Origin of the sequence: Neobacillus niacini (assembly GCF_048572935.1) — a bacterium.
GTDB lineage: Bacteria > Bacillota > Bacilli > Bacillales > Cytobacillaceae > Neobacillus > Neobacillus niacini.
On sequence record NZ_CP183883.1, the window covers coordinates 3276229 to 3302500 of the forward strand.

20 protein-coding genes and 1 rRNA gene (1 of these 21 cut by a window edge) are annotated in these 26272 nt (G+C 38.9%); 16 read left to right on the forward strand and 5 right to left on the reverse strand.

All coding sequences use genetic code 11. The annotated features are described in order from the left end of the window. Positions 1-95 precede the first annotated feature (95 nt). From ACN6MT_RS16220 to ACN6MT_RS16245, 6 genes are all read left to right on the forward strand, one after another. Positions 96-1439 (forward strand): 3' terminal RNA ribose 2'-O-methyltransferase Hen1, encoded by a 1344-nt coding sequence (locus tag ACN6MT_RS16220; protein ID WP_419887071.1) that lies wholly within the window; start codon positions 96-98, stop codon positions 1437-1439. Beyond that, positions 1439-4039, forward strand: a complete 2601-nt coding sequence (locus ACN6MT_RS16225; protein ID WP_419887072.1) for a polynucleotide kinase-phosphatase — start codon at positions 1439-1441, stop codon at positions 4037-4039. Before ACN6MT_RS16220 ends, ACN6MT_RS16225 begins: the two co-directional genes overlap by 1 nt. 104 nt (positions 4040-4143) lie before the next feature. Further along, on the forward strand, positions 4144-5409 hold the full coding sequence (locus tag ACN6MT_RS16230) for a glycosyl hydrolase family 18 protein (protein WP_419887073.1): 1266 nt from the start codon (positions 4144-4146) through the stop codon (positions 5407-5409). A 175-nt stretch (positions 5410-5584) separates the two neighbouring features. Beyond that, the gene (gene dacB / locus ACN6MT_RS16235) at positions 5585-7045 is read left to right on the forward strand and encodes a D-alanyl-D-alanine carboxypeptidase/D-alanyl-D-alanine endopeptidase (RefSeq protein WP_419956456.1); all 1461 of its coding nucleotides are present in this window, start codon (positions 5585-5587) and stop codon (positions 7043-7045) included. Positions 7046-7119: 74 nt separating this feature from the next. Beyond that, positions 7120-8154 carry an ADP-ribosylglycohydrolase family protein gene (locus tag ACN6MT_RS16240; RefSeq protein WP_419887074.1) on the forward strand — a complete coding sequence of 345 codons (1035 nt, stop codon included), beginning with the start codon at positions 7120-7122 and terminating at the stop codon, positions 8152-8154. Between the two features lie 387 nt (positions 8155-8541). After that, positions 8542-9972, forward strand: a complete 1431-nt coding sequence (locus tag ACN6MT_RS16245; RefSeq protein WP_419887075.1) for a purine-cytosine permease family protein — start codon at positions 8542-8544, stop codon at positions 9970-9972. 96 nt (positions 9973-10068) lie between these two features. Here the strand turns inward: ACN6MT_RS16245 and ACN6MT_RS16250 are convergent, their stop codons facing one another. Next, complete coding sequence (locus tag ACN6MT_RS16250) at positions 10069-10551, reverse strand: HIT family protein (RefSeq protein ID WP_419887076.1); 483 nt, start codon at positions 10549-10551, stop codon at positions 10069-10071. Between the two features lie 109 nt (positions 10552-10660). Between ACN6MT_RS16250 and ACN6MT_RS16255 the strand changes: the two genes are divergently transcribed. Further along, positions 10661-11494: a deoxyribonuclease IV gene (locus ACN6MT_RS16255; RefSeq protein ID WP_419887077.1), complete on the forward strand. Its 834-nt coding sequence runs from the start codon at positions 10661-10663 to the stop codon at positions 11492-11494. Between the two features lie 61 nt (positions 11495-11555). Further along, positions 11556-12281 (forward strand): CBS domain-containing protein, encoded by a 726-nt coding sequence (locus tag ACN6MT_RS16260; protein WP_419887078.1) that lies wholly within the window; start codon positions 11556-11558, stop codon positions 12279-12281. A 107-nt stretch (positions 12282-12388) separates the two neighbouring features. On the opposite strand, the gene ACN6MT_RS16265 is transcribed toward ACN6MT_RS16260, so the two are convergent. Both ACN6MT_RS16265 and ACN6MT_RS16270 read right to left on the reverse strand, forming a co-directional pair. Next, positions 12389-13129 (reverse strand): hypothetical protein, encoded by a 741-nt coding sequence (locus ACN6MT_RS16265; protein WP_419887079.1) that lies wholly within the window; start codon positions 13127-13129, stop codon positions 12389-12391. A 208-nt stretch (positions 13130-13337) separates the two neighbouring features. Next, positions 13338-13748 carry an acyl-CoA thioesterase gene (locus tag ACN6MT_RS16270; protein WP_419887080.1) on the reverse strand — a complete coding sequence of 137 codons (411 nt, stop codon included), beginning with the start codon at positions 13746-13748 and terminating at the stop codon, positions 13338-13340. 275 nt (positions 13749-14023) lie between these two features. Between ACN6MT_RS16270 and ACN6MT_RS16275 the strand changes: the two genes are divergently transcribed. Together ACN6MT_RS16275 and ACN6MT_RS16280 are read left to right on the forward strand one after the other, a co-directional pair. Then, entirely contained in the window at positions 14024-15259 is a 1236-nt protein-coding gene (locus ACN6MT_RS16275; RefSeq protein ID WP_419887081.1) for a multidrug effflux MFS transporter, read from the forward strand. A gap of 109 nt (positions 15260-15368) precedes the next feature. Then, the gene (locus ACN6MT_RS16280; protein WP_419887082.1) at positions 15369-16883 is read left to right on the forward strand and encodes a M1 family metallopeptidase; all 1515 of its coding nucleotides are present in this window, start codon (positions 15369-15371) and stop codon (positions 16881-16883) included. 114 nt (positions 16884-16997) lie between these two features. Here ACN6MT_RS16280 and ACN6MT_RS16285 read toward each other — a convergent pair whose 3' ends face one another. Beyond that, entirely contained in the window at positions 16998-17645 is a 648-nt protein-coding gene (locus tag ACN6MT_RS16285; RefSeq protein ID WP_419887083.1) for a CPBP family intramembrane glutamic endopeptidase, read from the reverse strand. A gap of 291 nt (positions 17646-17936) precedes the next feature. Here ACN6MT_RS16285 and ACN6MT_RS16290 point away from each other — a divergent pair, with 291 nt between their 5' ends. The 5 genes from ACN6MT_RS16290 (at position 17937) to ACN6MT_RS16310 (ending at position 24118) form a co-directional block, all read left to right on the forward strand. Next, positions 17937-18668, forward strand: a complete 732-nt coding sequence (locus ACN6MT_RS16290; protein ID WP_419887084.1) for a DsbA family oxidoreductase — start codon at positions 17937-17939, stop codon at positions 18666-18668. 168 nt (positions 18669-18836) lie between these two features. Next, a complete protein-coding gene (locus tag ACN6MT_RS16295) occupies positions 18837-19481 on the forward strand; it encodes an SDR family oxidoreductase (protein WP_419887085.1) in 645 nt (214 codons plus the stop codon). A 209-nt stretch (positions 19482-19690) separates the two neighbouring features. Further along, the gene (locus tag ACN6MT_RS16300; RefSeq protein WP_419887086.1) at positions 19691-20296 is read left to right on the forward strand and encodes a DedA family protein; all 606 of its coding nucleotides are present in this window, start codon (positions 19691-19693) and stop codon (positions 20294-20296) included. Positions 20297-20352: 56 nt separating this feature from the next. After that, entirely contained in the window at positions 20353-21801 is a 1449-nt protein-coding gene (gene cls / locus ACN6MT_RS16305) for a cardiolipin synthase (RefSeq protein WP_419887087.1), read from the forward strand. Positions 21802-21967: 166 nt separating this feature from the next. Next, positions 21968-24118 carry an EAL and GGDEF domain-containing protein gene (locus ACN6MT_RS16310; RefSeq protein ID WP_419887088.1) on the forward strand — a complete coding sequence of 717 codons (2151 nt, stop codon included), beginning with the start codon at positions 21968-21970 and terminating at the stop codon, positions 24116-24118. 30 nt (positions 24119-24148) lie between these two features. Here ACN6MT_RS16310 and ACN6MT_RS16315 read toward each other — a convergent pair whose 3' ends face one another. After that, entirely contained in the window at positions 24149-24457 is a 309-nt protein-coding gene (locus ACN6MT_RS16315) for a hypothetical protein (protein WP_419887089.1), read from the reverse strand. A gap of 501 nt (positions 24458-24958) precedes the next feature. On the opposite strand from ACN6MT_RS16315, the gene ACN6MT_RS16320 reads away from it, so the two are divergent. Beyond that, positions 24959-26272 (forward strand): 16S ribosomal RNA (locus ACN6MT_RS16320); it runs 285 nt beyond the window's last position.

Consider the following 26272-nt stretch of genomic DNA (forward strand, 5'->3'; position numbering starts at 1 on the left):
GTATTAAATCTTTCATCTAAAAATTTCCAAAAAACCCTTCATTGTGTAATTATGTTAGATAAGGAAAATACTTCAGGAGAAGTGGAGTGTAAAAAATGCAGCTATCATTAACTGTTAGAGGTTCCGATGCAGATATGATCTCTTATCTTATCGCAAAAAACCCAAATAATCCGTATGAACGGAATGAAAAAGGATTCAAGGTCAGACTGTTCTACCCAATATTCACCAAAGAGGAAGTTCAGTTCGTCATTTATGTAAAGCCTGATCCGATAGATTTAGTGCGAAACTCCTCCGATTTATATGATATTACTCATTACATAAATGACCGCGAATTTGCCGTCAGCAGCTTGTTTATTACTACCATCCGTAAGGCATTAGGTACCGCTTTAAATGGGAAACCAGATTCAGAGTATCTGCCATGGGTGGACAACCAGTTTGATATGAAGCTGGCTTTTGGTCCGGTATCAACTGATTTTAGAGATCAGGAATTGGCTGATTTGTTTGAACCAATGGGTTACAAAGTGGTAATTGAGCGTGGAGAAAGTACGATTCGTAAAAAAAGCTCCGCACGATTTGTCACGATCTCCGGCAGGCAGAGCGTTCAAAACGCACTTATGCATGTTTCGATTCTCATACCTGTTATCGATAACTATAAGCACTATTTTTTAGACGAAAGAGAAGTGGAGAAACTCGAACGTTACGGTGAAGGATGGCTAGAAACTCATCCGTTAAAGCAAATTATCGTCAAGCGTGCCCTTCGATTTAATGCCTTAATTTCTCAATCTAAATACTATGAAAAGAAACCGTACGTTCGTAACCAGGAAGAGAGCCCGAAGACTCGCTTAAACGACCTGCGCTATGAAGCGATACTGAACATTATTCGCACACTCCCGCAGAGGGAGACCGTTGTGGACCTTGGTGCTGGGGAAGGAAGACTATCCGTACAGCTTGGATTTGTCGAAGGTGTCAAAGAAATTTTATCGATTGAGCCCTCAAACAAATCCCGACTTAAGGCGATTGAAAGATTTGGACAAGTGATAGATAAAGAAGGATTTGTTGAACCACAATCACTCGCAGGGTCTTTATTTTATTTTGACAGCCGGCTTCAAAATAAAGACATCATCATTTTGTGTGAAGTGATTGAGCATATTGACGAGAACCGGCTCCCAAATATAGTTGATACGATTCTTGGTGAGTATCGGCCAAAAACTCTGATTGTTACAACACCAAACCAGGAATACAATGTCCTCTATGATATGGATGAAGCAATGCGACATGATGATCACCGGTTTGAATGGACACGAGCAGAATTTGCTAAGCATGTGGAAGCATGGAAGAAAAGATATCCTTACCAAGTCAGCATTCAAGGGATTGGCGAAGAACATCCAACATACGGACAGCCGACACAAATGGCCATTTTTAGAAGGGAGGAGATCTGATGACAACACTACATTTACCCTATGCGGGAATTGTCCTGTTAGTGGGACCCTCTAATACCGGAAAAACAACTTTATTAAATCAATTAATACAAGAAGAGCAGATTCTTCCATCTGAAGTGGTCAGCTCTGATCAGTTTCGTGTTTTGGTCAGCGATATTGAATTTATTAGCTGGAACGGGCGTCCTAAAGACGAAAGTGATGCATTATTTTATGAATACCAGCAAATATCGGGTGCTGCCTTTGAGGCAATGGATTATGTGATTTCAAAACGCTGTAAACTCAATAAATTAACGTTTATCGACGCAACCCATTTACGTGAGGAAGAACATGAAAAATATCTGCAAATGGGGAAGAAATATCATGTACCTGTGATTGCGATGGTCTTAAATATTTCAGAAACGGAATTGATGAGACGGGATATGGAACGTGCCTTTCCGCGTGGTCGAAATCGTATCAAGCAACAATATCAACTATTTAAAAATACACTTCGCTTCATTAAAAAGAAGCCATATCGCCGTGTTTACATGCTTGGAGAAGATGAACTTCAAGTAGTAAATGTCAGTCGTTTGGAGAACCCATTATATATTGAATTGGGGACAGGAATCGATTTTATCGGGGATATTCACGGTTGTTTTGATGAATTTATTGAAATACTGACGAAACTTGGCTACAAGGAAAACGATGAAGGGTATTGCATTCATCCGGAGGGAAGGAAGATACTTTCATTAGGAGATGTATTAAGCCGGGGACCGAAGTCCATTAAAACTCTTCAATTTTTCCAGAAGCATGTTACAGCAGGATTGGCTTATATGATTGACAGCAATCATGGCTGGAAAATTGCCCGCTGGCTCGATGGAAAAAATGTAAAGATGGCACATGGTGATGAAAATGTAGTAGCTGAATTTGAAGAATATGAGCGTAATAACGGCAGTGAGGCTGCTGAGAACTTAAAGGGACAAATAAAAGAGTTACTTTTACAAGCAAAATCTCACTATGTAATTCGAAAAAATGGGGTTAATGCTGTAGTTGCTGTACATGCAGGAATAAAGGACCACTATATCGGAAAGCAGTCAAACCGGATTTCTGATTTTTGCCGGTATGGTGGTAGTGAGGGGCTTGATGAGAATGGGAAGCCAATTCGAAAAGATTGGTCTGTCGCCCATAAGTCAAGTGAGCTCATTCTTTGGGGGCACGACCCAAAGCCGCAGCCATTGCTGGTTAACAACACACTAAATATTGACCAAGGTGTGGTCTTTGGTGGTAGTTTAACGGCTTATCGTTATCCAGAAAAACAGTTTGTTTCGGTCAAGGCGAAACAGGATTATGCAAATGTTCCTGACAATCCATTGAAGGAATGGGAACTCAAGAGACTCGCAGCACCGAATATCATGAAATTTTTAGATGGTTATTCCGTATTAACGGAGCAGTACGGCGAGATCATGATTTATGATGATGGTGTGAAACCAGCCTTAGATGATCTATCTCATTACACTTTGCCGCTTGAAGACATCGTGTATCTTCCTCCAACAATGAGTCCGACACCAAAATCTTCACGTAAGGAAGAATACCTCGAGCACCCTATGGAGGCATTCGAATATTATCAAAACAATGGTGTCGATACGATGGTGGTTGAGAAGAAACATATGGGCAGCAGGGGGATTCTGTTTTTATTCAAAAATAAAGAAATTGCCAAGGAGTATGTTGGCAGGGAAACATTAGGAACCATTTATACCCGAACAGGCAGGGCATTTTTTCAAAAAGAACTGCAGGAACAAGTGGTCAGTGTCTTGAATGAAGATTTAGTGAAAAGTGGTTATTTTGAGAAGTACAATACTGATTTTGTCTTGCTTGATGCAGAAATTCTGCCATGGAATTTGAAGGCGAAAGACCTGATCCTGAACCAATATGCGCATGTGGGGGAAATGGCGCTGCTGGACCGGCATAAATTAAAGAATTCACTCGAGCAGGCACTAGAAAGTGGGAAGGATGTTTTAAGCTGGGTTCAGGAAAATGATGTGGGGATCGAAAATGCCCATGTATTTAATACGGTGTATCAGAAATATTGTTGGGAAACAGAAGGATTGGAAGGAATTCAAATCGCCCCATTCCACACATTGGCTCACAGCTCAGAAACATTTTTTGACAAGCCGCATACTTGGCATATGGAAAAAAATAAAGAACTTAGTGGGATTTCCCGTTTGTTTATAGAAACTGAATATAAAATTGTAAATGATGAAGCCTCAATGAAAGCGGCCATTAAATGGTGGGAAGAGATGACAGAGGATGGTCATGAAGGATTCGTTGTGAAACCAGAATCTTATATAACGCGTTACAAAGGAAAACTTCTCCAGCCTGCGATAAAAGTTAGGGGTCGCAAGTATTTGCATATCATTTATGGAATCGACTATCTGCTTCCAGAAAATTTAACACGATTAAAGAAACGGAATGCTGGCAAGAAGCAGCGTAACGCATTGAAGGAATTCGCTCTAAGTATAGAGGGTGTTAATCGATTTGTAAAAAGAGAATCATTAGAACGTGTTCATGAATGTATGTTAGGAATTCTAGCATTAGAAGCCGAACCCATTGATCCAAGATTATAGGTAAGTAGAACGAGCTGGTTTATCTCAGTTCGTTTTTTTTATATAAAAAGCCATATTCTACAAGGTTTCCCCATATGATGTAGGTAAAAAGGAGTGTGAGTGGTATGGGTGTACATGTTGTGGGGACGGGAGAGAATCTGTGGGCAATTTCAAATCGAAATGGTGTTCCGATTCAAACGATTGTCGAGCTAAATGAACTGCCGTCTGCTAATGCCCTTGTACCAGGTCTTGCCTTGTATATTCCCGACAATCAACTGCCAATCCGCTCCTATAAAATTAAAGCTGGTGATCAAATTTGGGAATTAGCCAAGAGATTTAGAACGGACATTTCGTCGATTTTAGCTGCAAATCCAGGAGTAAATCCGAATCAACTTTTCGTTGGTCAAATTATCCATATTCCCTCACCGGTAAAATTACGCATTTCGACATTAGGGTTTATTGTGCCATCAGGGGAGAGTGCTGTTCTTCCAATATTAGATTCTCTCGCCGGGCAATTAACATATTTAGCGGTAGTCGCCTATTCATTTACGACCGAGGGGTATGCCTATAACCTGATAGAGGATTCAGCCATTGTTGCTCGGAGTAAGCAATTAAACATTACGCCTTTACTCATGATCCGCAATTTTACAGGAGTTGATTTTAGTGCGGAGCTGGCCGGTCAGGTACTAGCCAATCCTGTATACCGCCGGAATTTGATTCAGAGCATTGTGAACCTGACAAGGCAAAGAGGATTTGGCGGGGTTAGTATCGATTTTGAATTTATACCGCCGCCCCAGCGTAATGCTTTTAATTTATTTTTAAGAGAATTAAAGACTGCCTTAGGAGAGTTAATACTGCACGTAAATGTACATGCGAAAACGGCAGACCTCCCGACCAATCGAATTGTCGGGGCATATGATTATGCCGCGATAGGGAATGCAGCTGACATTGTGGCTGTTATGACCATTGATTTTGGATACCCAGGCGGTCCGCCGGATCCGATTGCGCCTATATGGTGGATGGAGGAAGTAGTTCAATACGCCCTTACGCAAATCAATCCTCATAAACTTCAGATTGCAATACCTCTTTATGGTTATGATAAAGTCGTAGGCACGAATACCACACGTGCTATGTCAGTTGTAGCAGCCCAGAATCAAGCCATTGCGACAGGTTCAATCATTGAATTTGACCAAAGGTCCATGTCCCCTTGGTACCGGCATTGGAGTGCGGGGGTAGAACAGGTCGTTTGGTTTGAGGATATTAGAAGTTTTATAGAAAAATACCGATTAATTGATGTTTACCAGTTGTCAGGGACCACCTATTGGCAGATAAGTTTAGCTGCGCCGCAGAATTGGGCTTTTTTGAGTAGAAATATTGCGGTTTTAAAATAAGGTAATTGGTGCTTTCGGAGGTATCGCTGATATATTTGGATTATTGCTGATTTAATTGGATAAACGCCGATAAGTGGTACAGCAACGCTGATATCAAAAAAAATTTCTCCATAAGTTGTAGAAAAAACCTTGTTTTTTGGGAAGACTTTAGGAAAAAAGGGAAAGTTGGAAACAGATTTTGCTGAAACAATTGAATTTAATCATTTTTATATGTTTTTTAGTAACCCTACTGCCACAAACTCAGCCAGTTTTTGCGGTGGACAATTTGGCACAGCAATTAAATCAACTTTTAAATGAAGATCCCAATTTACATGGAGCCATTGCAGGAGTAAGTATACGGAATGCTTCAAACGGCGAGGTAATCTATGATCATTTAGGAGATGTTCGCCTGCGGCCAGCATCGAATATGAAACTTTTTACAGCTGCAGCTGCATTATCGGTGTTAGGGGAAGATTACACTTTCAAAACTGAAGTACTTACGGTTGGGACTATAAAAAAGAAAACTCTGCAAGGGAATCTATATTTAAAAGGAAAAGGCGACCCTACACTCCTAAAGGAAGACTTCGATAAAATGGCGGTCGAGCTAAAAACAAGGGGAATACAAAAGATTACTGGCCATTTAATTGGCGACGATACTTGGTATGATGATATCCGATATTCGATCGATTTGCCGTGGAGTGATGAACAAATGTACTACGGTGCACAGATTTCCGCCTTAACGGCTTCACCAACTCATGATTATGACTCAGGTTCCGTTATGATCGAAGTCAAACCGGGAAAAAACGAGGGTGATAGGGCGGAAGTAACAGTAACCCCAAATACTGACTTTGTCAGAATTATTAATCTAACCGAAACGGTTGCTAAGGATCGGAAAAAGAAGCTCACCTATGAACGGGAGCACGCTAAAAACACGATTACGATAACAGGGAATTTACCTATTGCATCTAAAGGTGAAAAGGAATGGATTGGTGTCTGGGAACCGACCATGTATGCATTAGCACTTTTTAAACAATCACTAGCAGAACAAGGCATACAAATATCTGGGAAAGTAAAAACCGGAACCACTCCATTAGAAGCTAAAATTGTACATACACATAACTCGATAAAACTTTCGGAATTACTTGTCCCATTTATGAAACTGAGCAACAACGGGCATGCTGAAACCTTAGTAAAAGAAATGGGAAGAGTGGTAAAAGGGGAAGGCAGCTGGGAAAAGGGCATCGAGGTCATGGAAGCAGAGTTAGCCAAATTTGGAATTAAGACGGAAACACTGGTATTACGGGATGGTTCCGGAATTTCACATGTCAATCTAGTCCCGGCGGCGCAGCTATCTCACTTATTGATTGCCGTCCAGCAGCAACCGTGGTTTCCTGCTTTTCTTCATTCTCTGCCGGTTGCAGGAGTCAGTGGGAAAATGGAAGGCGGCAGCTTACGAAGTCGGATGAAAGGTCCGGATGTAAAAGGAAAGGTATTCGCAAAAACCGGGACTATTTCTACGGTAAGTACTATATCAGGTTATGTTACCACAAGAAGCGGACAAACCATGATTTTTTCTATCATGTTAAACAATCTTATGGAAGAAGCTAAAGGAAAGAAAATTGAAGATAAACTGATTTCAATTATAGCAAGTCATTGATGGGTTGTTTCTTACGATTCAACCTCTTTTTTTGTTAAAATATAGAAAAATATGTTTTGGAAAGGGGATTACATATGGTGACTCTTCTCGAACGCTATCAGGGATGCTTGATTGGCGGGGCAATTGGGGATGCTTTGGGATGGCCAGTGGAGTTTTTAAGACTTGATGAGATAAAGCAAAAATATGGACCACAGGGTATTACACAGTTAGAAAAAGGAAGAAGTAATCTTGTAGAAATCACCGATGATACCCAGATGACGATCTTTACAGTGGAAGGATTATTACGTGCTGAAAATAGAGGGAGAAATAAAGGAATTGTCCATATTCCGGAGGTTGTTTATCGCAGTTACCTGCGCTGGCTAAATACACAAGGAGTGAATAGCGACGTTGAAAAGGATGGTTGGATTTACTCTATTGAGGGTTTACATACGAGAAGAGCACCTGGTAATACATGTTTAGACGCACTGATGTCTGGGAAAATGGGTACGATGGAAAGGCCAATCAATAATAGTAAAGGCTGCGGTGGTGTAATGCGGACCGCACCAATTGGTTTATTGTATAAAAAAGAGCAAGCATTCAAGCTCGGATGTGAAAGTGCTGCCATAACACATGGACACCCGAGCGGATACCTTTCTGCCGGAGCGCTAAGTTATGTGATAGCAGCAATCGTGGCGGGAGAAGATTTAGACACTGCAGTTGAACAGGCTCTTGAGGAATGTGTAATGTACCCTTCGAGTGAAGAATGCAGCCAACTCATCAAAAAAGCTGTCGCCCTAACGAATTCAGACATATCGGACCTGCAAGCAATCGGGAGTCTGGGAGAAGGATGGGTAGGGGAGGAAGCCCTAGCTATTTCGATTTACTGCGCTTTAAAATATCAAAATGATTTTCAGAAAGCTGTAATTACAGCCGTAAACCATAATGGAGACAGTGATAGTACAGGTGCAATTACAGGGAATATTTTAGGGGCCTATCTTGGACTTAAGGGCATGCCGGAAAATTGGGTAAAGGAAGTAGAACTTTCAGAAGAGTTAACTCAACTAGCGCATGACCTAGTCAAAATCTATGAAGATACTGAGAAATGGCACCAAAAGTATCCTGGGAGGTAAATAACACATTATTTCGATACGGGTTCTAGATTCAATTGATGCAAAAAAACCACAAGAAGGTGATTTTTTTATTTGGACTAACCGTGCAGTTTTAGTGTAAAGAGGTAATTTTTATACAAAAAAATGCATGGAATATATTTAGATAGTCGAAATAATTAATGGTTTTAAAAGGTTTTTGACAAACGTATTTTTATAATAATTTGATTATGTTAACTAATTGTGTATATAATGGTATATAGGTTATGGGGATTTGCTGTAAAAACAGTAGCAAATTTCAAAAATAATAACACATTCGGTTGCCCTCTAAACTAGCATTCAGTTGTGATAGAGGATAGATGAATGTGAAAATTACGTTTAGAAAAGGGGACGAAATGAAAGGATGATTGCATGAGTTTAGACCAAACAATAGGTATCCAAGTAGAAGCGAAAGATGATTATTCATTTGAACAGGTTCCAGAAGAAAAACGGAATATGGGATGGTTTAGTGTCACCAATATTACGTTTGGGATTGCGACAGCCATTTTTTATTTTCAAACAGGCAGTGTAATGGCCCTTCAGTATGGGGCTACAAACGCTATCATTTCAGCGATTTATGCAATTATTATTGCCGGCGTATTAGGTACTGTCATTGCCTATTTATCGGCAAAATCAGGTATGAATGTCAATCTCATGTCTAGACAAGGGTTTGGCTATATAGGCGCCTCTTTAACTTCGCTCATTTACGCATCTAACTTTATCATGTATTGTGCTTTCGAAGGGATGATTCTCGTAGCGGCCGTACATGCATATTTCCCCGCAATTCCATTATGGCTGCTAATTATTGTATTCGGATCAATTGTTATTCCATTGAATTGGTTTGGTATTAAACAATTGGATAAGCTTCAGAAATGGTCGTTGCCGATTTTTGGCATATTTCTAATTCTCACGATTATTTTTGCTTACAACACACCTTCTAAATTTGACGGTAACTTTTGGACTTACTTACCAGATGGTGTCCAAACAGGTGGTACTGCCCTGCTATTGTGTATTGGTATGCAGCACGGGATTATGGGCTTAACTGCTCTCATCGCGTCAGACTATGCACGCTTCCTAAAGCCAAAGGACATTAAAATTGGCTCTATTATGATTGGGTTTATTCCACAAATTTTCTGCTTTGGTGTCATGGGATTACTAGGAATATGGTTTGGTGTCCGTTTGGCTGAATCGAATCCTGGGGTATACATTGTCACACTTATTGGACTAGGCGGCGTAGTATTTACGATGTTGACACAAATAAGAATCAATGTCACAAATATTTACAGTGCATCCCTATCATTATCCAATTTCTTTGAGAATGTATTTCATTTCAAACCAAGTCGACGTTTTTGGGTTGTTGTTTCAGGCGTCCTATCGATTGCGTTAATGTTAGGTGGGATTCTTGATTATTTAGGTAGTGCGATGACATTTCAAGGAGTCTTATTAATGGCATGGGCAGCAATTTTAGTTACAGATGCCTTAGTCGTAAAAAAAATAATGAAAATTGTACCGGTAGAGTATGAATCAAGACAAGAAAAATTATACAAGTGGAATCCAGTTGGCGTTGTCCCATTAATTGTGTCAAGTATTCTTGGTACAATAGCAGCCTTAGGGCATATGGGAACGTTCTTACAAAATACAGCCACTTTCTTTGCGGCCATATTAGCTTCTATTCTTACGGTAATCATTGCGATTTATACAAAAGGGAAATATTATAGTAAAAGTGAATCTAAAGATATGATTAATAGAAAATCAAAACAAAAAAGTATTTCGGTAAAAGAAAAAACGGTGGAGCAAGTTTAATAGAAATGTTAGGATCTATGGCCCAAGAATCTATTATTTATAGAAGAGATTCTTGGGTTTTTTTAATAATAAGTTTTAAGGCGCTGCTCCGATTCTTTACATCAATGCGGTTTTTAAGGCTTTAATGGAACACATAACCTTTTGATGATTCTCATCCGTGTTTCGATGATTTCTCGCATGAAGCAGAACAGGCCGAAGTGATTCAACAGATCGGCCAAATTCGTTCATCCAATCATATCTAGGCACTAGCCAGGTATGGAAATGATGAGTGGTATCTTCGTTGTAGAAATAATAAACATAATCAATACCTAATATCTCTCTCTGAGCTTTCCGAATTTTTGTCATAGTTGTTATGTAATCCAGTCTTTCGTCATCCGTCAATTCATCCAAGCATTTAATATGTCTTTTTGATGCAAGAATGACCAACCCTTCAATCGGATAGGCAACATCCTGATGAGCATGAAAATATTCTGTTTCTAAAATTACGCCGCCATCGGGTTCAACCAGACCACTAGTTAAAGCACAGCTCAAGCATTCGACTTCTACCGTATTCCCATTTGATAAAGTTATTTTTCTCAACTATTTCCCCTCCTATAAAGTAACCTGAATTATCTTACAACATCCGCAGTAAAAAGAATAGTTTTAACTCATTATGCAAATTCTAACACTAAAAAACGGTGGGGATACGATGATTTTTGGCTGCCATGTAAGTATTCGGAATGGTTATTTTGGCGCTGCAAAACGTGCGGCAGATTTTGGTGCTGCCGCATACCAATATTTTCCGAAAAACCCGAGAAGTCTTTCGGTTAAGGATTTTGACAAAGGGGATGCCACAAGCTGTAAAGAGTTTTGTCAGGACCATAATCTGATTTCAGTTGCACATACCCCTTACTCTACAAGTTTAACTCCTTCAGAGGATAAGAAGGAAATAACAATTAGGTCGCTGTTAAACGACCTAGAAATAGCAGACACATGCGGCTCAGTTGGTGTGGTTGTCCATTTTGGCAGTCAGATTAGTAAAACAGACCCGCTAGCCAGTTATCATTTAATGCTTGAAATGCTAAATTCTGTTCTTAGTCAATGGAACGGTAATTGTTTACTTTTAATTGAGAATAACGCTGGGACAAAAGGGGCTCTTGGAACAACCTTTGAAGAATTAGTGCAGGTCCGAAACCTCACTGAGTATCCAGAGAAAATCGGTTTCTGCCTCGATACCTGTCATATGTTTGCAAGTGGTCTTTGGAATGGAGAAAATACGGAAGAATTTTTCGCCAAAGGTGAAGAACTAGCCTATTTTGAACACCTGAAAGTCATACACTTAAATAATTCTAAGTATCCAACGGGATCCAATAGGGATCGTCATGCGAATATATTCCACAATGGTTTGATCAAGGAGAAATCACTCCAGGAGATTGTAACGTCCCCTGTAGTAAAACATATTCCTTTTGTGTTAGAAACACCAGACGATGAAGGAATCTCGCATCAGGAAGAAATTAACCAGCTCTATCAAAAATGGGGATAGTTAAAAATTCGGAATAAATATATAATTAAAGAAATAAGTAAACATATTGGCAGGGATAGAGATGAAACAAATGAAAAAAGGACAAATACTATCAGAACGATTTGAGGTCGCCTTCAATCAAGTTCATGATGCGATGAAGGACATTGTCAACATTAACGATGATAGATTTGTAGTATTAGTAAAGGTTGGAGCGAAGAAGTATCAAATCATTGAAACATTTAAAAAGGACTTGGAGCAGTATGCGAAACTAAGAAATGCTATTGTCCATGAGAAAATGGAAGTTGGCTATTATATCGCCGAACCAAATGCAAAAGTGGTCGAGCATATAGAGAAAATAGCCAACGTCTTTAACCGTCCAAATTATGCTTTAACGATTGCAACAAAAAATGTTCTGTACTTTGACTATAATGATAGTATCCTAAAAGTGACGGAAGCGATTCGTCAGTATAATTATTCAAAATTTCCGATCTATAAAAACAAAGAATTTGCAGGCCTATTGACAGCAGGATCGATTTTAAAATGGATGGCACAAAACATGGTAAGCACATCTGTTAATTTAGACGATACCCATATATATGATATTATGAAATATGAAAAAGATCATCCCATTGACTTCGTTGCAAAAAGTACGAATATCTTCGATGTAGAAACGATTTTTGAAAGATCCCATAAGGTAAAAAAGAAATTAGAAGCAGTAATCATTACGGAAAACGGAAAAAAGGATGAGGCACCTCTTGGAATTATCACACCATGGGACTTGATTGAGATTGACTATACTATCGATTAAAAAATGAGGAGCATACCGAATAGGTATGCTCCCTTTTCTTTTATTGTCCAGCTTCAGCGCCAAGGAGTAGGGGTCATGTGACCCAAAAAAGAGCGCATACGCTTTTCTTATGGCATATCGTCAAAATTAAACTCACTTAATTGATCCATATGGCTGGCAATCATTGCGATAATGGTGCTAGCCTCTTCTTTACTGAAAATAAAATGTGATTCGTCTTTGATTAACTCTTCATCGGTTGTCCAAATCCGGTTTACTCTTTTCAGGACACCATCACCGGTTTCTGGGACAACGCCAAATTGATACGTCACTTCGACTTCATCCTCATGTTTAAATGCCGTTACCTCCGGCGTGTTCCATTCCACATCAATTTCTTCAAAAATATCATCCTCATTTACTTGCTGTGCTTCATAATACTCTTCATCAACATCGTCAGTAACCTCGACCATTTCATAATAGTCGTCACTGTCTTCATATACTTCGTCGGAAGTAAGATAAACACCGTCATCGGTGTAATGATCATCATCGTTCATATAATCATGAAGACTTGCGTGTACTTCATCGATGATTTCTTCTATGTCCGAAAGGATGATTTTAGCAGTATGCCCACTGTCAACATCAAAGGTATCGATGTAAAATTCTTCGTTCCCGGGATCGAAGAACAATGTGCAAAAATAGTCTCTATCGACATCTTCTGTATTCACATCTTCCGTTTCTACAAAAAATTCGATCCTTGGGTGTTTGGCAGCTCTCTCAATTGACATTTGACCAACCCGATCATACTCTTCACAAATAGATTCTAGGTGATCCTGAAGCTCGCCACAAACTCTGTCAAACCATTCTAACGACATTAACATCCCATCCTTTCAAGGTAATCGTGGTTATTATCTCCAATGAGTAATGTTTAATCCATGCATTTTTGTAAATACTTGGAGATTTCGTCATCATCAAAAAAATAATGATGTTACGTGTTCGAATGGTCTGTATGTAAGTAGTCAAATGTGTGTGTACTAAATAAGAAAAAAATTCCTCATTCTTTAGAAATGGGGAATTTTTTCATTAATTATATTCAAGTTCAAATTGTTCAATTCTAGCTCTAATAAAATCAGGAACGGGGCAGGGTTGCATAGTCTTGTGATCAACACTGACATAGATAATCTCGGCAAGGAGAACCGGATCCAATTCATCTTCTCTTGTAATCATAAAATTCATTGTCAGGCTTTTATTTCCTACTCTTTCCACCCTGCACCAGATGGTGAGCAAGTCATTTAATAAGGCTGATCGTTTATACTCAAGAGTCGATTTCGCCAAAACAAAATCAAACTGTTCATCGTGTCGAAGAAGCTGCTGGAAATATTCAGTGACTGCTACATCAATATACGTTAAGTAATGTGAATTAAAAACAATCTTTTGTCCATCAATTTCCGAATAACGCACCTTTAATTGATGTGTGAAACGATAATCTGCCATTCTAGACTCCTTTCCTTTTGAGCTAATTCCTTAGCTACCTTCTTCCCACCGAAAAAACGCTACCTTTTTTATATAATTATTTTAAAATTTTCAAAAAAATAACAAGTTACATTAATATTCTATTTATTCGTCAATTATCCTTTCAATTCGCTCAATGGTCATCGGTGTTCCGTATATGTGGAAAAATTTTTATTTTCTAAGTTTAATCATTTGATTTATTGTTTCAATAGTTAGAAAATTAAAAACAAACGAACAACGAAGGGAATGAAACAACTTTGGGTTCTTCTTTAGATAATTCAATTAATCCAGCAACCATCACTCGTTCTAAGCGGTTATGGATTGCGATGGTATTAGGTTCTTTAGCAGCCTTCGCTCCATTATCCATTGACATGTATTTACCCGCGTTACCTATATTAGCAGATTATTTTCATACAAGTCCGTCTTTTATTCAACTTAGTCTGACATTTTTCCTGCTAGGACTCTCGTTGGGTCAACTTTTTGCTGGACCAATAAGTGATATTAACGGGAGACGGAAACCACTCTTAATTGGGTTGATCATCTATACTGTAGTATCCTTTTTATGTGTATTTAGTCCCTCGATTTGGACATTTATTCTCCTGCGTTTTATTCAAGGTCTGGCGGGTTCAGTGGGGATGGTTGTTTCAAGGGCGATTGTGCGCGATTTATATTCGGGAACGGAATTAACGAGATTCTTTGCGCTTCTATCTTTAGTAAACGGTGCAGCGCCGATTCTAGCTCCAGTGGCTGGTGCTCAGCTCCTCAGGTTTGTTCCGTGGCAAGGTGTGTTTATTGTTCTTGGCGTAATTGGATGTGCTATGTTTATTGTCGTCCTTCTCGGTTTACATGAGACACTACCCAATGAGAGACGATTGGGGGGAGGACTCCAAAATACCCTTCTCACCTTTCGAAAACTAATCTTCGATCCTAGTTTCATTGGATATGCCTTTTCACAAGGGCTTGTTACTGGCGCAATGTTTGCTTATATATCAGGTTCCCCCTTTGTGGTACAGGAGATATATGGGGCTTCGCCGCAAATCTTCAGTCTTATTTTTGCAATCAATGGGTTAGGAATTATGATAGCAAGCCAAACAACAGGCAGGTTAGCCGGAAGGATTCCGGAATCAAAGCTACTAAACTTTGGTTTAGCAATGTCCTTTTTTGGAAGTGTGACCTTGCTAGCTCTTCTATTAGTGGAGGCAAATCTATCGATCATCTTAATTCCATTATTTCTGGTCGTATCCAGTGTCGGTATTGTGAATACAGCCGGATTTTCTCTCGCTATGCAAAAGCAGGGTAAAAATGCAGGCAGTGCTTCAGCGCTGCTTGGTGTACTTTCCTTTGCATTTGGTGGTATAACCTCCCCTTTGGTTGGGATAGGAGGTGAAGAATCTGCCATTCCAATGGGAGTGGTCATCGTAATTTCCTCAATGGGTGCAGTTGTTTCTTATGTGTTCCTTGTACTCAGAAAAACCAGACAAAAAGATGCTTAAGCAGAATTCCCTGGCAATGCTGCCAGGGGATTTTTTATTAATAAAATTGAAACTCTTTTTGAAAAAAGGCGTCTAAGATTTGAATGAATTTAGTTGATAGGAGGCCATTATGAACAAAGGGGAAATCAAAAAGGGGAGAGGCTTTTACCTGGTTGTCATTTTGTTAATGTTCACTGTTTTAGTGGCAGGGTGTAAAGAAATCAACTCAAAGCAGACAACTGGAACAAATAAGAATCAAACTTCAGAGGTGAACCAATTTATTCCAACTGTATACGATACTACCGTAACTGTTATTGTAGAGGAGAAAACGTTAGCAGGCACACTTAAGATGAAGTCGACAAACAACACCGGGAAAAATCAGGACAGAATTTACTTTCACGTTTACCCCAATCAGTTCCGCGAGGGAGTCGATCTACTAGGTGGATTTTGGCGGCATATTGTTGATGAGAATTCAGAACCTGGATCGATGGAGATAACAGAAGTTCAGGTAAATGGAACGAAAGGAATTTTTGAAATCGATGATACCGTCCTTAAAATTCCGTTAGACATATGGAAAAAGGGTCAAACGATTGACATTGAATTGAAATTTTCCATGAAGGTGCCCAAGAATAACGGCCGATTTGCTTATGATGAAAATGCGATTTGGCTTGGCAATTGGATACCTATTCAGGCTGTATTTGATAATAGAGGCTGGGTAACAGATCCGTATCATTCTATTGGAGATCCATTTTATAGCCAGGTTGGAACATACAATGTCAAGGTAACTGTACCAAGCAAGTATAAAATCACAAGTACCGGTAAAGAAGAAGATGGTTTACTAGAACCGAATGGCTCCGTGACGTATAAAACCACAATTGATCATGTACGGGACTTCGCTATGGTCATTATGGATGAATCCTACCAAAAGATATCAGATCAAGTAGGTGAAACAATCGTGAATACATGGTATCGAGCCAGTGAGAGCCAAGAGACAGTGAAGAAGAATCATGAAGCAGCGGTTAAGGCATTATCTTATTTTAGTAAAGTTTATGGACCTTATCCATATCCTGAATATGATATCGTTCGAACTGGTATGTTTACAGCAATGGAATTCCCAGGATTAGTTTACCTACCAAAACATAACCATGAAAATAACGAATCGGACATTGGCTCAGTCGTCCATGAAACTACGCACCAATGGTGGTATGCAATGGTCGGAAATGACAAAGTAAAAGAGCCGTGGCTCGATGAGGCTATGGCAACCTACTCTACAACAAGATTTATGTTAGAAGAATATCCCGAGCATGGAGCCGGAGATTTAGAGTTGAGAAAGCATATGACAGTGGGAACGGAAGTCTATGAAAGACGCGGCATATATATAGGTAGTTCTGTTGATAAATTTAATAATATTGGTACCTATTCTCAGCTTGTCTATCAAAAAGGTGCCTTGATGCTGGAAAACCTAGAAAAAGTAATAGGCAAAGAGAAAATGGATCAATTGCTGCAAAATTACTTTAAAGAATATCAATATGAAATCGCTACAGGAAGTGACTTCATCTCTGTATTCACGGAAGAACTAGGACCAGAAGCTCAGGAGTACTTTGATAAATGGTTAAGTGGTAAGGAACCTGAATTTAAGCAATAAATAAATGAAGGAAAACGCCTCGATAAAAGGGGCGTTTTGTTATATTTGTACTTATATTTTAAAACAGTTTAGATATTATCAGGTTTTGTGTAGAAATCGGGTAAAACATCATTATTAAACATCAAAACTTACAGGAATATCTTTCTTTTCTTTTGTAAAGTTGGTGTAGAACCTTATAACCAGTAGGACGGTAAAAAACATTAATGCTGGAATGAGGTAATAAAGAATCTCTGATAGTAAGGATTTCTTCACTGTTTCTTTTACCAAAAATATAGAAGTGCCAGGGCTGCCTACCATTCCAAAGAATAGACCATAAGCTACATTTAATCCATAGTGAATACCCGTATTTGCCCAGATAGAACCAGTTTTATAAAAAGCATAAGTCAGGGAAAGTCCTAAAATCACTGAAAAGATAAAATTACTTAAACTGAAGCCTGCATACCAGTAATCATCGAGAGCGTAGAGCAAAATACTAATTGAAAAAACACATCCGACGTGCAGTTTATCTTTTAAAAGATTAATGACAAACCCCCGTACAATCAAATCATTAATAAATGAACCGATGAAAAAGCCTGCAATAATCATTACCATTGGCATGAGTAATTCCGATGAATCCAAAACTCCATTCCAAATGAGATCACCGCTTACTAACTGAATTCCAAACATAAGTAACCAAAAACTAAAGCCAATCCAAAAACTAATAAAGAAGTTTTTTAACCAGCCTGTATGGTATAAGAGTCCCATTCCTTTTAACCCGTTCAAACCAACCCACTTAGCGATGAAATAGGCAAGTGGAAAGAAAGCGAGATAAGCCCCAAATTGTAAGAAGGGATTGCTAAGAAGTGAAGGGGCAAACACAAAATATAAATCAAGAATAAGGAAACCAACTACAGCTTTTATAAGTTTAGTAATGATACCAACCCCTAATCAGAATATTGAGTTCATTTTATCATTTGTAGGTAATTTTAACCATTTGTATGTAAGCATGATTTTTAAAATTTTTTCAAGGCTGTGATACTATAAATAAGAATCGTAAATAAATGAGGTGTAACCATGAAAATAGAAGTTTGGTCGGATTTTGTCTGTCCATTTTGTTATATAGGAAAGGCTCGTTTAGAGGAGGCATTATCTCAATTTACACATAGGTACAGTGTTAAAATAGAATTTAAAAGTTTTGAGCTAGATCCTAATTCTCCGCCGTATAGTGGGAAAAGTATTCATGAATCTTTAGCTTCTAAATACGGGATGAGTATTGAACAAGCAATGCAAATGAATCAAAATGTGGGTCAGCAAGCGGCTGCAGTGGGTTTAACGTTTAATTTTGACAACATGAAACCAACGAATACTTTTAATGCCCATCGATTGGCAAAATATGCAAAAACTCAGGGGGAAGAAGCGGTAATTACAGAAAAACTTCTTTATGCCTACTTTACTGAATCAAGGAATCTAGGTGACATCGAAACGTTAGCGGATATCGCGGAAGCATCAGGGCTTGATCGAGAAGAAGCTTTAAAGGTTCTTCAAGACGAAAAGGCGTTTGCAAATGATGTCCGTATTGATCAAGCAGTTGCCCAGCAATATCAGATTACCGGTGTACCGTTTTTTATCGTCAACCAAAAATATTCGATTTCTGGTGCACAGCCAACATCTACTTTTACAGGAGCACTGCAAAAAGTATGGGAAGAAGAAAATCCAGCTCCCGTTTTTCAGGACCTTTCAACAGTTAGTGCAGAAGACTCAAGCTGTGTGGATGGCAACTGTATGATTCCTGATAAAAAAGAATAGCATTTTGAGAACTGCATTTTTTTAAATGCGGTTTTTTTGTGTTGATAATCACATTCAGTAAAATGTTCGGTTTTTCCTGAAGGATTTGCCTTCTATTAATAGGACTGTCTGAATAAGTTGTTCTCACAAAGAAATAATAGTCGTAAATAAGGTAAGGAGCTAACATCGATGAACGTATTAGTGGTTGGAGCTAATGGGCAGGTAGGTAAACTTCTTGTTGATCTACTCAGAGACAGTCAAGAACATACAGTTAAAGCGATGGTTAGAAAGGAAGAACAAGCTGAGGTTTTTAAGAAAATGGAAATTGAAGCAGCTGTTGCCTGTTTAGAACAAAGTGTTGAAGATATTGCCCAGGCTGCAAGAGGCTGTAATGCTGTCATATTCACTGCGGGCTCAGGCAGGAATACGGGCTATGATAAAACATTACTTATTGATCTTGATGGTGCGGTGAAAACCATTGAAGCAGCAGAAAAGGCCGGAATTAAACGCTTCATAATGGTCAGTGCGATTCAGGCACACAGACGAGAAAACTGGCATGAGAAAATGCTTCCTTATTATGCAGCTAAATACTATGCAGATAAAATGCTTGAACAAAGCGAACTAACCTATACAATTATTCGGCCTGGCGGACTATCGAGCGAGCCAGGAACAGGGCTGATTACAGCTGCTAGTGATATAAGAAGCGGGAAGATATCACGTGAAGATGTGGCAAAAACCATTATCCATTCTCTAACAGAAGAAAATACCTACTACCAGTCGTTTGATCTTGTTTCTGGTGAAGTTCCAATAGAAAAAGCATTAAAGCTACTTTAAAAAAGACCTTTAATGAGGGGGATGTGCAAAAACTAAATATATAGGGAAACTCCTAAAGCATTTGAACCTTCAAATGCTTTTTTTCGTTGAATGGGTTTTAATTTCAGGTACAAAAAATATAGTAATTACAAGAAGACGACCTATTTGAAACTTTTCCGGGAGTGAATCGTAAAACAATAAACGTTATTTTTCGATCATTGGAGGACATTATGGATTTATGGATTCAAGAGTTTATCGAACAGTTTGGGTACTGGGGAGTGTTTATCCTCATTGCACTAGAAAATATATTCCCTCCTATTCCATCTGAAGTCATACTGACTTTCGGAGGCTATATGACATCTCAAACCAATCTGACTGTTCAAGGGGTTATTGCTGCTTCAACAATTGGTTCAGTTTTTGGTGCGGTCATACTTTACCGACTAGGGGCTGTTTTGAATGTAAATAAATTGGAGGTAGTTGTTGAACGGTATGGGCGATTCCTGCGTTTAACCAAAGAGGACCTGTATCGTGCTGACGTCTGGTTTGACAAATATGGAATTTGGACGGTCTTTTTCTGTCGTTTCATACCGCTGATTCGCAGTCTTATTTCAATCCCTGCAGGAATGGCAAGAATGAACTTCTGGCTTTTCATCAGTTTTACAACATTAGGCACGATTCTTTGGAATACTTTGTTGATAAATCTTGGTGCGCGAGTAGGAGAAAATTGGGAAGTTATTGGGGAGAGAATGGACCAATATTCCAATTATATCTATCTGCTTTTAGCCATACTCCTTATTGTTTTCATCGCATGGAGAAGAAAAAGGAGAAGATACTAGTAAAACTGAGAGTAAATTTAAAAGTAATTATAATGTCGGATGAGAGGGTTTTGGCCATGAATATAACGTCTATATTACTAGGCTTACTTCTTGTATTGAATATCATGTTGGCCCTCGTTGTCATTTTTCAAGAAAGAAGGGACGTTGGGTCTACATGGGCCTGGTTATTAGTTCTCTTTTTCATTCCGATTTTGGGATTTGTGCTGTACTTATTATTAGGGCAAAATTTAAGTCGAAAACGGCTATTCCAATGGGATGACCTTAAAAAGACAGGTTTTGAAAAAGCGTTAGAAACGCAATTGACCAAACTACGTTTAAATCAATTTTTTTACCGTAGTGATGTCACAAGGGATAACCATGATTTGATTTATATGCATATGATTAACAATCAAGCTATCTTAACTGAAGACAATGCTGTAGATATTTTTACAGACGGTACAGAAAAATTTGATCAATTATTTAGAGACATAAAGGCTGCTAGGAATTATATTCATATTCAATATTACATTATAAAAAATGATAACCTGGGCAAAAGATTAATCGACGCGTTAACAGCAAAAGCAAGGCAAGGGGTAAAGGTTCGAATCTTGTATGATGAATTAGGGTCACGAAGTTTGCCGAAAAGATTATTTAAAGAATTTCGAAAAGCTGGAGGTCAAGTTGAGGTATTTTTTCCATCAAAATTTCGTTTTATTAATCTCAGAATGAATTATCGGAATCACCGAAAATTGGTAATCATTGATGGGAAAATTGGCTATGTCGGTGGTTTTAATGTTGGTGATGAATATTTAGGTCTCAATAAGAAATTCGGTTATTGGCGGGATACCCATTTACGTATACAAGGCACGGCGGTTTATGCTCTCCAGACACGCTTCATTCTAGATTGGAATCAGGCTTCAGATGACCATGATGTTGACTATGTTCCAAATCTCTACCCTGAAGATATTTCTCATGGCAGTATCGGAATTCAGATTGTAACAAGCGGACCTGATTCAGAGTTTCAACAAATTAAAAATGGGTATATAAAGATGATTATGTCAGCAAAAAAATCGATCTATATCCAAACACCATACTTTATACCGGATACAAGTTTATTAGATGTTCTTCGGATTGCCTGCTTATCTGGAGTGGAAGTCAATATTATGATTCCTGATAAACCAGATCATCTATTTGTCTACTGGGCGACGCTGTCACATGTTAGTGAACTACTAAAAGTGGGCGCAAAGGTCTATATTTATAGAAATGGTTTTATCCACGCAAAAATGATCGTTGTCGATGAAGAAATCTCATCAGTTGGAACCGCCAATATTGACTATCGGAGCTTTAAACTTAATTTTGAAGTGAATGCCTTTTTATATGATGAAGGAGTTTCTAGAAAACTAACGGAAACGTTTAAAGAGGATATTAAGGTTTCGTTGCTATTGACGTTTGAGGGTTACCAAAAACGTTCTTTGGAGGTTCGACTTAAGGAATCAATCTCTAGATTACTTTCACCTATCTTATAAAAAGTTCATTAAAGGTTTAGAGGCGATATCTACATGATCATTCAAAGAATGCCTATCCTATCAGGGGTAGGCACTCTTTGTTTCTAATTATTCTTTTTATAATTTCTTTATAATATGTTTTTTTTGGAAATAGTAATAGAAAATATTCTTGGAGGATTAGCACTCGATGGAGGAAATAACATTATGGGTGGGCCTAGCCATTGAAATAGCATTGATTATCGTTACTATGTTGATCATTTCTTCCCATCTTCGAAATATTTCTAAAAATAAAACTAACTTTCAATTAAACGAACAATATTATAAATCTTTGTTTGAAGAAAACCCAGACGCTATTATTATTTTTGATTTAGATGGAAAATTTGTTGTTGCAAACAAGGCTGTTACAATTTATGGATATAGTGTAGAAGAATTAATTGACAAACCATTTGCAGGTTTTATACTTCCTAAAGATTTAGAAAGAGTGACGGGCCACTTTATCGAAGCGGTAGAAGGAAGGGCAACAAATTACGAATGTACTATATTGGATAAAGAAGGATTTCAAAGGGAAATTAGTGTAACCAATATACCTATTTTTGTGAATTCACAGATTTATGGTGTATACACCATCATAAAAGATATTACGGAGCATAAAAAAGCACAAAACGACTTAGTGGAAGCTGAAGCTAAATATCGAAGTCTTATAGAAAACTCTTTAGTAGGGGTTTACATCATGCAAGATGGGAAATTGGTATACGTTAATCCTGGCCTTTGTGAAATGTCAGGTTATACATGTGAAGAGTTAATAGGTTTAAATGTTGCGGACTTTATTTATCCGGAGGATTTGCCGCTCGTAAATGAAAATATCCTTAAACGGTTCAATAATGAAACAGGTGCGATAAAGTATGAGTATCGTGCAATCAGAAAGGATCAAAGTGTGATTACGTTTGAATTATATGGTTCAAAGATTGTTTATCATGGCAGGGACGCAATAATTGGAACAGTCATTGATATCACTGAGCGAAAAAATACCGAGAAAATGATTAAACACATGGCGTATCATGACCAGTTAACTGATTTGCCTAATCGCTATTTACTACGTGAAAAACTAAATGAAACGATCACAGATTCAAAACAAAACAACTGTAATTTCGCTCTTGTTTTTCTGGATTTAGATCGATTCAAATCCATAAATGATACGATGGGACACGAAGTTGGTGATCAAGTATTGATGGAAATTGCGGAACGACTGAAAGCCTGTGTCAATGATAAAGATATCATTTCTAGGTATGGAGGGGATGAATTTTCCATTCTGCTCCCTGGCTCAGAAGAACAAAGAGCGAGTATAGTCGCACAACAGATTATAGCAAAGTTATCTTATCCTTTAACCTTTCAACATCACGAATTAATGGTTACCCCTAGCATAGGAATAGCTGTATTTCCTACTCACGGTGAAAGTTTTGATACGTTAATTAAAAATGCTGATTTAGCCATGTATCATGCAAAAAGCTTAGGTAGAAATAATTTTCAATTTTTTAATAAGGAGTTAAATAAAAAAGCACAGCATGAATTAGATATGGAGGTGAATTTAAGAAAAGCCTTGGAGCAAAATCAATTCGTGTTATTCTATCAGCCGCAGGTTAATCTAGAAACGAATGAGATTTATGGTGCTGAAGCATTAATAAGGTGGACACATCCTGAAAAAGGGATCATTCCACCTGCAGCGTTTATTCCTTTAGCGGAAGAGACTGGGTTGATCATACCTATGGGTGAGTGGGCAATCCGAACAGCATGCCAAGAAAACATTAAGTGGCAAGAAGCTGGTTATTCACCGGTTACCATTTCTGTTAATATATCAGCCAAACAATTCTTCCAATCAAATTTGGTTGAAATTGTAGAATCTGCCTTAAGGGAGACGGGTCTCAATCCAAATTATTTAGAACTTGAGATTACAGAAAGTATTACGATGGATGTTGAGCGTTCGATAACAACCCTATTGGAATTACAGAGAATTGGGGTCAAGATTAGTATAGATGATTTCGGTACGGGATATAGTTCTCTAAATTATCTTAAGAGACTCCCTATCGATAAGTTAAAAATCGACCAATCATTTATTCAAGAATGTCCACATGATATTAATAGCAATACACTCGTTAGGACGATTATTATTATGGCTCATCTTCTAAGAATGAAGGTTGTTGCAGAGGGAGTAGAAACAGAGGAACAAGTATCCTTTCTTCTTGGGCAGGGTTGTAAGGAGGCGCAGGGGTATTTATTCAGCAAACCCCTTTCGGTATCAGAATTTGAGACAAAATATATGCGAAAACGCTTGGGAAAATAGCTCCAAGCGTTTTTAGTAGTAATATTTGATTTATCGTTTTATTCGATTTAGCACTCGTTCTTCAAATTCTGCTTCATCTATATCTAATCCTATCACTTCATTTCTAAAGGACTTAAAGCGTCCATTCTCCACCTCAAGTGTGAAATATCCTCTAGAACTTGAAAGGTTAATATCACCGATTACATTTTTCCTTCTGGCAGGGTCAAACAAATTGACTAAATTAGGATTGCTTGGATGTGGCTTGAATCGACAGCCTTGCTCTACACAAATTCTTACAATATTACGAACCTTAGGATTCGCAATGCTTTCAACCTTTTTTATAACTTCTTCGTTAGCCATAAATGTAATTCTCCTTTCCATTCTTCAAACAGTATGCTGTAGCTAGAGGAATTATGCCAAACTCATGAAGTAACGTATTAGTTTATGTACTGCTATGAAAAAAAGAATAAGTTTCGTATTTCTTAAAATAAAAAGGTAATGAAGATGTAAGAAAAAAAGGATTCACAGAAATTGTAATACACTTCTTTTAGTAATGGAATGTAGTGGAATTAATTAATAATTAAGGTTATACAGTACCTATTTTCAAATGGGAAAAATTTCACATTGAACCGTTTGTGATAGGATGTTACTATAAGAAAGTTCCTTCGCGGAGTGGTCGACAACATGATTAATTGAAAATAATGTGTTGACTTTAGTGAAGAGAATATGATAATATATTTTTTGTCGCTAAAAACAACTGACAAGTTGTTCTTTGAAAACTAAACAAACAAGAACGTCAACAAAAAATATTAGTTTCTTCTATTAGAAACTAGCCAACGTAACAAATGAGCTAAATCAACTTTCTTGGAGAGTTTGATCCTGGCTCAGGACGAACGCTGGCGGCGTGCCTAATACATGCAAGTCGAGCGAATCTTGAGGTGCTTGCACCTCTTGGTTAGCGGCGGACGGGTGAGTAACACGTGGGCAACCTGCCTGTAAGACTGGGATAACTTCGGGAAACCGGAGCTAATACCGGATAATCCTATTCCTCTCATGAGGGAAAGTTGAAAGTCGGTTTACGCTGACACTTACAGATGGGCCCGCGGCGCATTAGCTAGTTGGTGAGGTAACGGCTCACCAAGGCGACGATGCGTAGCCGACCTGAGAGGGTGATCGGCCACACTGGGACTGAGACACGGCCCAGACTCCTACGGGAGGCAGCAGTAGGGAATCTTCCGCAATGGACGAAAGTCTGACGGAGCAACGCCGCGTGAGCGATGAAGGCCTTCGGGTCGTAAAGCTCTGTTGTTAGGGAAGAACAAGTACCGGAGTAACTGCCGGTACCTTGACGGTACCTAACCAGAAAGCCACGGCTAACTACGTGCCAGCAGCCGCGGTAATACGTAGGTGGCAAGCGTTGTCCGGAATTATTGGGCGTAAAGCGCGCGCAGGCGGTCCTTTAAGTCTGATGTGAAAGCCCACGGCTCAACCGTGGAGGGTCATTGGAAACTGGGGGACTTGAGTACAGAAGAGGAAAGCGGAATTCCACGTGTAGCGGTGAAATGCGTAGAGATGTGGAGGAACACCAGTGGCGAAGGCGGCTTTCTGGTCTGTAACTGACGCTGAGGCGCGAAAGCGTGGGGAGCAAACAGGATTAGATACCCTGGTAGTCCACGCCGTAAACGATGAGTGCTAAGTGTTAGAGGGTTTCCGCCCTTTAGTGCTGCAGCTAACGCATTAAGCACTCCGCCTGGGGAGTACGGCCGCAAGGCTGAAACTCAAAGGAATTGACGGGGGCCCGCACAAGCGGTGGAGCATGTGGTTTAATTCGAAGCAACGCGAAGAACCTTACCAGGTCTTGACATCCTCTGACACTCCTAGAGATAGGACGTTCCCCTTCGGGGGACAGAGTGACAGGTGGTGCATGGTTGTCGTCAGCTCGTGTCGTGAGATGTTGGGTTAAGTCCCGCAACGAGCGCAACCCTTGATCTTAGTTGCCAGCATTCAGTTGGGCACTCTAAGGTGACTGCCGGTGACAAACCGGAGGAAGGTGGGGATGACGTCAAATCATCATGCCCCTTATGACCTGGGCTACACACGTGCTACAATGGATGGTACAAAGGGCTGCAAGACCGCGAGGTTTAGCCAATCCCATAAAACCATTCTCAGTTCGGA

Excerpts from the sequence above, each read along its gene's own strand:
- ACN6MT_RS16245 (WP_419887075.1), top strand. The coding sequence starts at position 8,542 with ATGAGTTTAGACCAAACAATAGGTATCCAAGTAGAAGCGAAAGATGAT.
- ACN6MT_RS16220 (WP_419887071.1), top strand. The coding sequence starts at position 96 with ATGCAGCTATCATTAACTGTTAGAGGTTCCGATGCAGATATGATCTCT.
- ACN6MT_RS16230 (WP_419887073.1), top strand. The coding sequence starts at position 4,144 with ATGGGTGTACATGTTGTGGGGACGGGAGAGAATCTGTGGGCAATTTCA.
- ACN6MT_RS16225 (WP_419887072.1), top strand. The coding sequence starts at position 1,439 with ATGACAACACTACATTTACCCTATGCGGGAATTGTCCTGTTAGTGGGA.
- cls (WP_419887087.1), top strand. The coding sequence starts at position 20,353 with ATGAATATAACGTCTATATTACTAGGCTTACTTCTTGTATTGAATATC.
- ACN6MT_RS16300 (WP_419887086.1), top strand. The coding sequence starts at position 19,691 with ATGGATTTATGGATTCAAGAGTTTATCGAACAGTTTGGGTACTGGGGA.
- ACN6MT_RS16240 (WP_419887074.1), top strand. The coding sequence starts at position 7,120 with ATGGTGACTCTTCTCGAACGCTATCAGGGATGCTTGATTGGCGGGGCA.
- ACN6MT_RS16280 (WP_419887082.1), top strand. The coding sequence starts at position 15,369 with ATGAACAAAGGGGAAATCAAAAAGGGGAGAGGCTTTTACCTGGTTGTC.
- ACN6MT_RS16255 (WP_419887077.1), top strand. The coding sequence starts at position 10,661 with ATGATTTTTGGCTGCCATGTAAGTATTCGGAATGGTTATTTTGGCGCT.
- ACN6MT_RS16290 (WP_419887084.1), top strand. The coding sequence starts at position 17,937 with ATGAAAATAGAAGTTTGGTCGGATTTTGTCTGTCCATTTTGTTATATA.
- ACN6MT_RS16270 (WP_419887080.1), bottom strand. The coding sequence starts at position 13,748 with ATGGCAGATTATCGTTTCACACATCAATTAAAGGTGCGTTATTCGGAA.
- ACN6MT_RS16265 (WP_419887079.1), bottom strand. The coding sequence starts at position 13,129 with ATGTCGTTAGAATGGTTTGACAGAGTTTGTGGCGAGCTTCAGGATCAC.
- ACN6MT_RS16295 (WP_419887085.1), top strand. The coding sequence starts at position 18,837 with ATGAACGTATTAGTGGTTGGAGCTAATGGGCAGGTAGGTAAACTTCTT.
- ACN6MT_RS16315 (WP_419887089.1), bottom strand. The coding sequence starts at position 24,457 with ATGGCTAACGAAGAAGTTATAAAAAAGGTTGAAAGCATTGCGAATCCT.
- ACN6MT_RS16260 (WP_419887078.1), top strand. The coding sequence starts at position 11,556 with ATGAAACAAATGAAAAAAGGACAAATACTATCAGAACGATTTGAGGTC.
- ACN6MT_RS16310 (WP_419887088.1), top strand. The coding sequence starts at position 21,968 with ATGGAGGAAATAACATTATGGGTGGGCCTAGCCATTGAAATAGCATTG.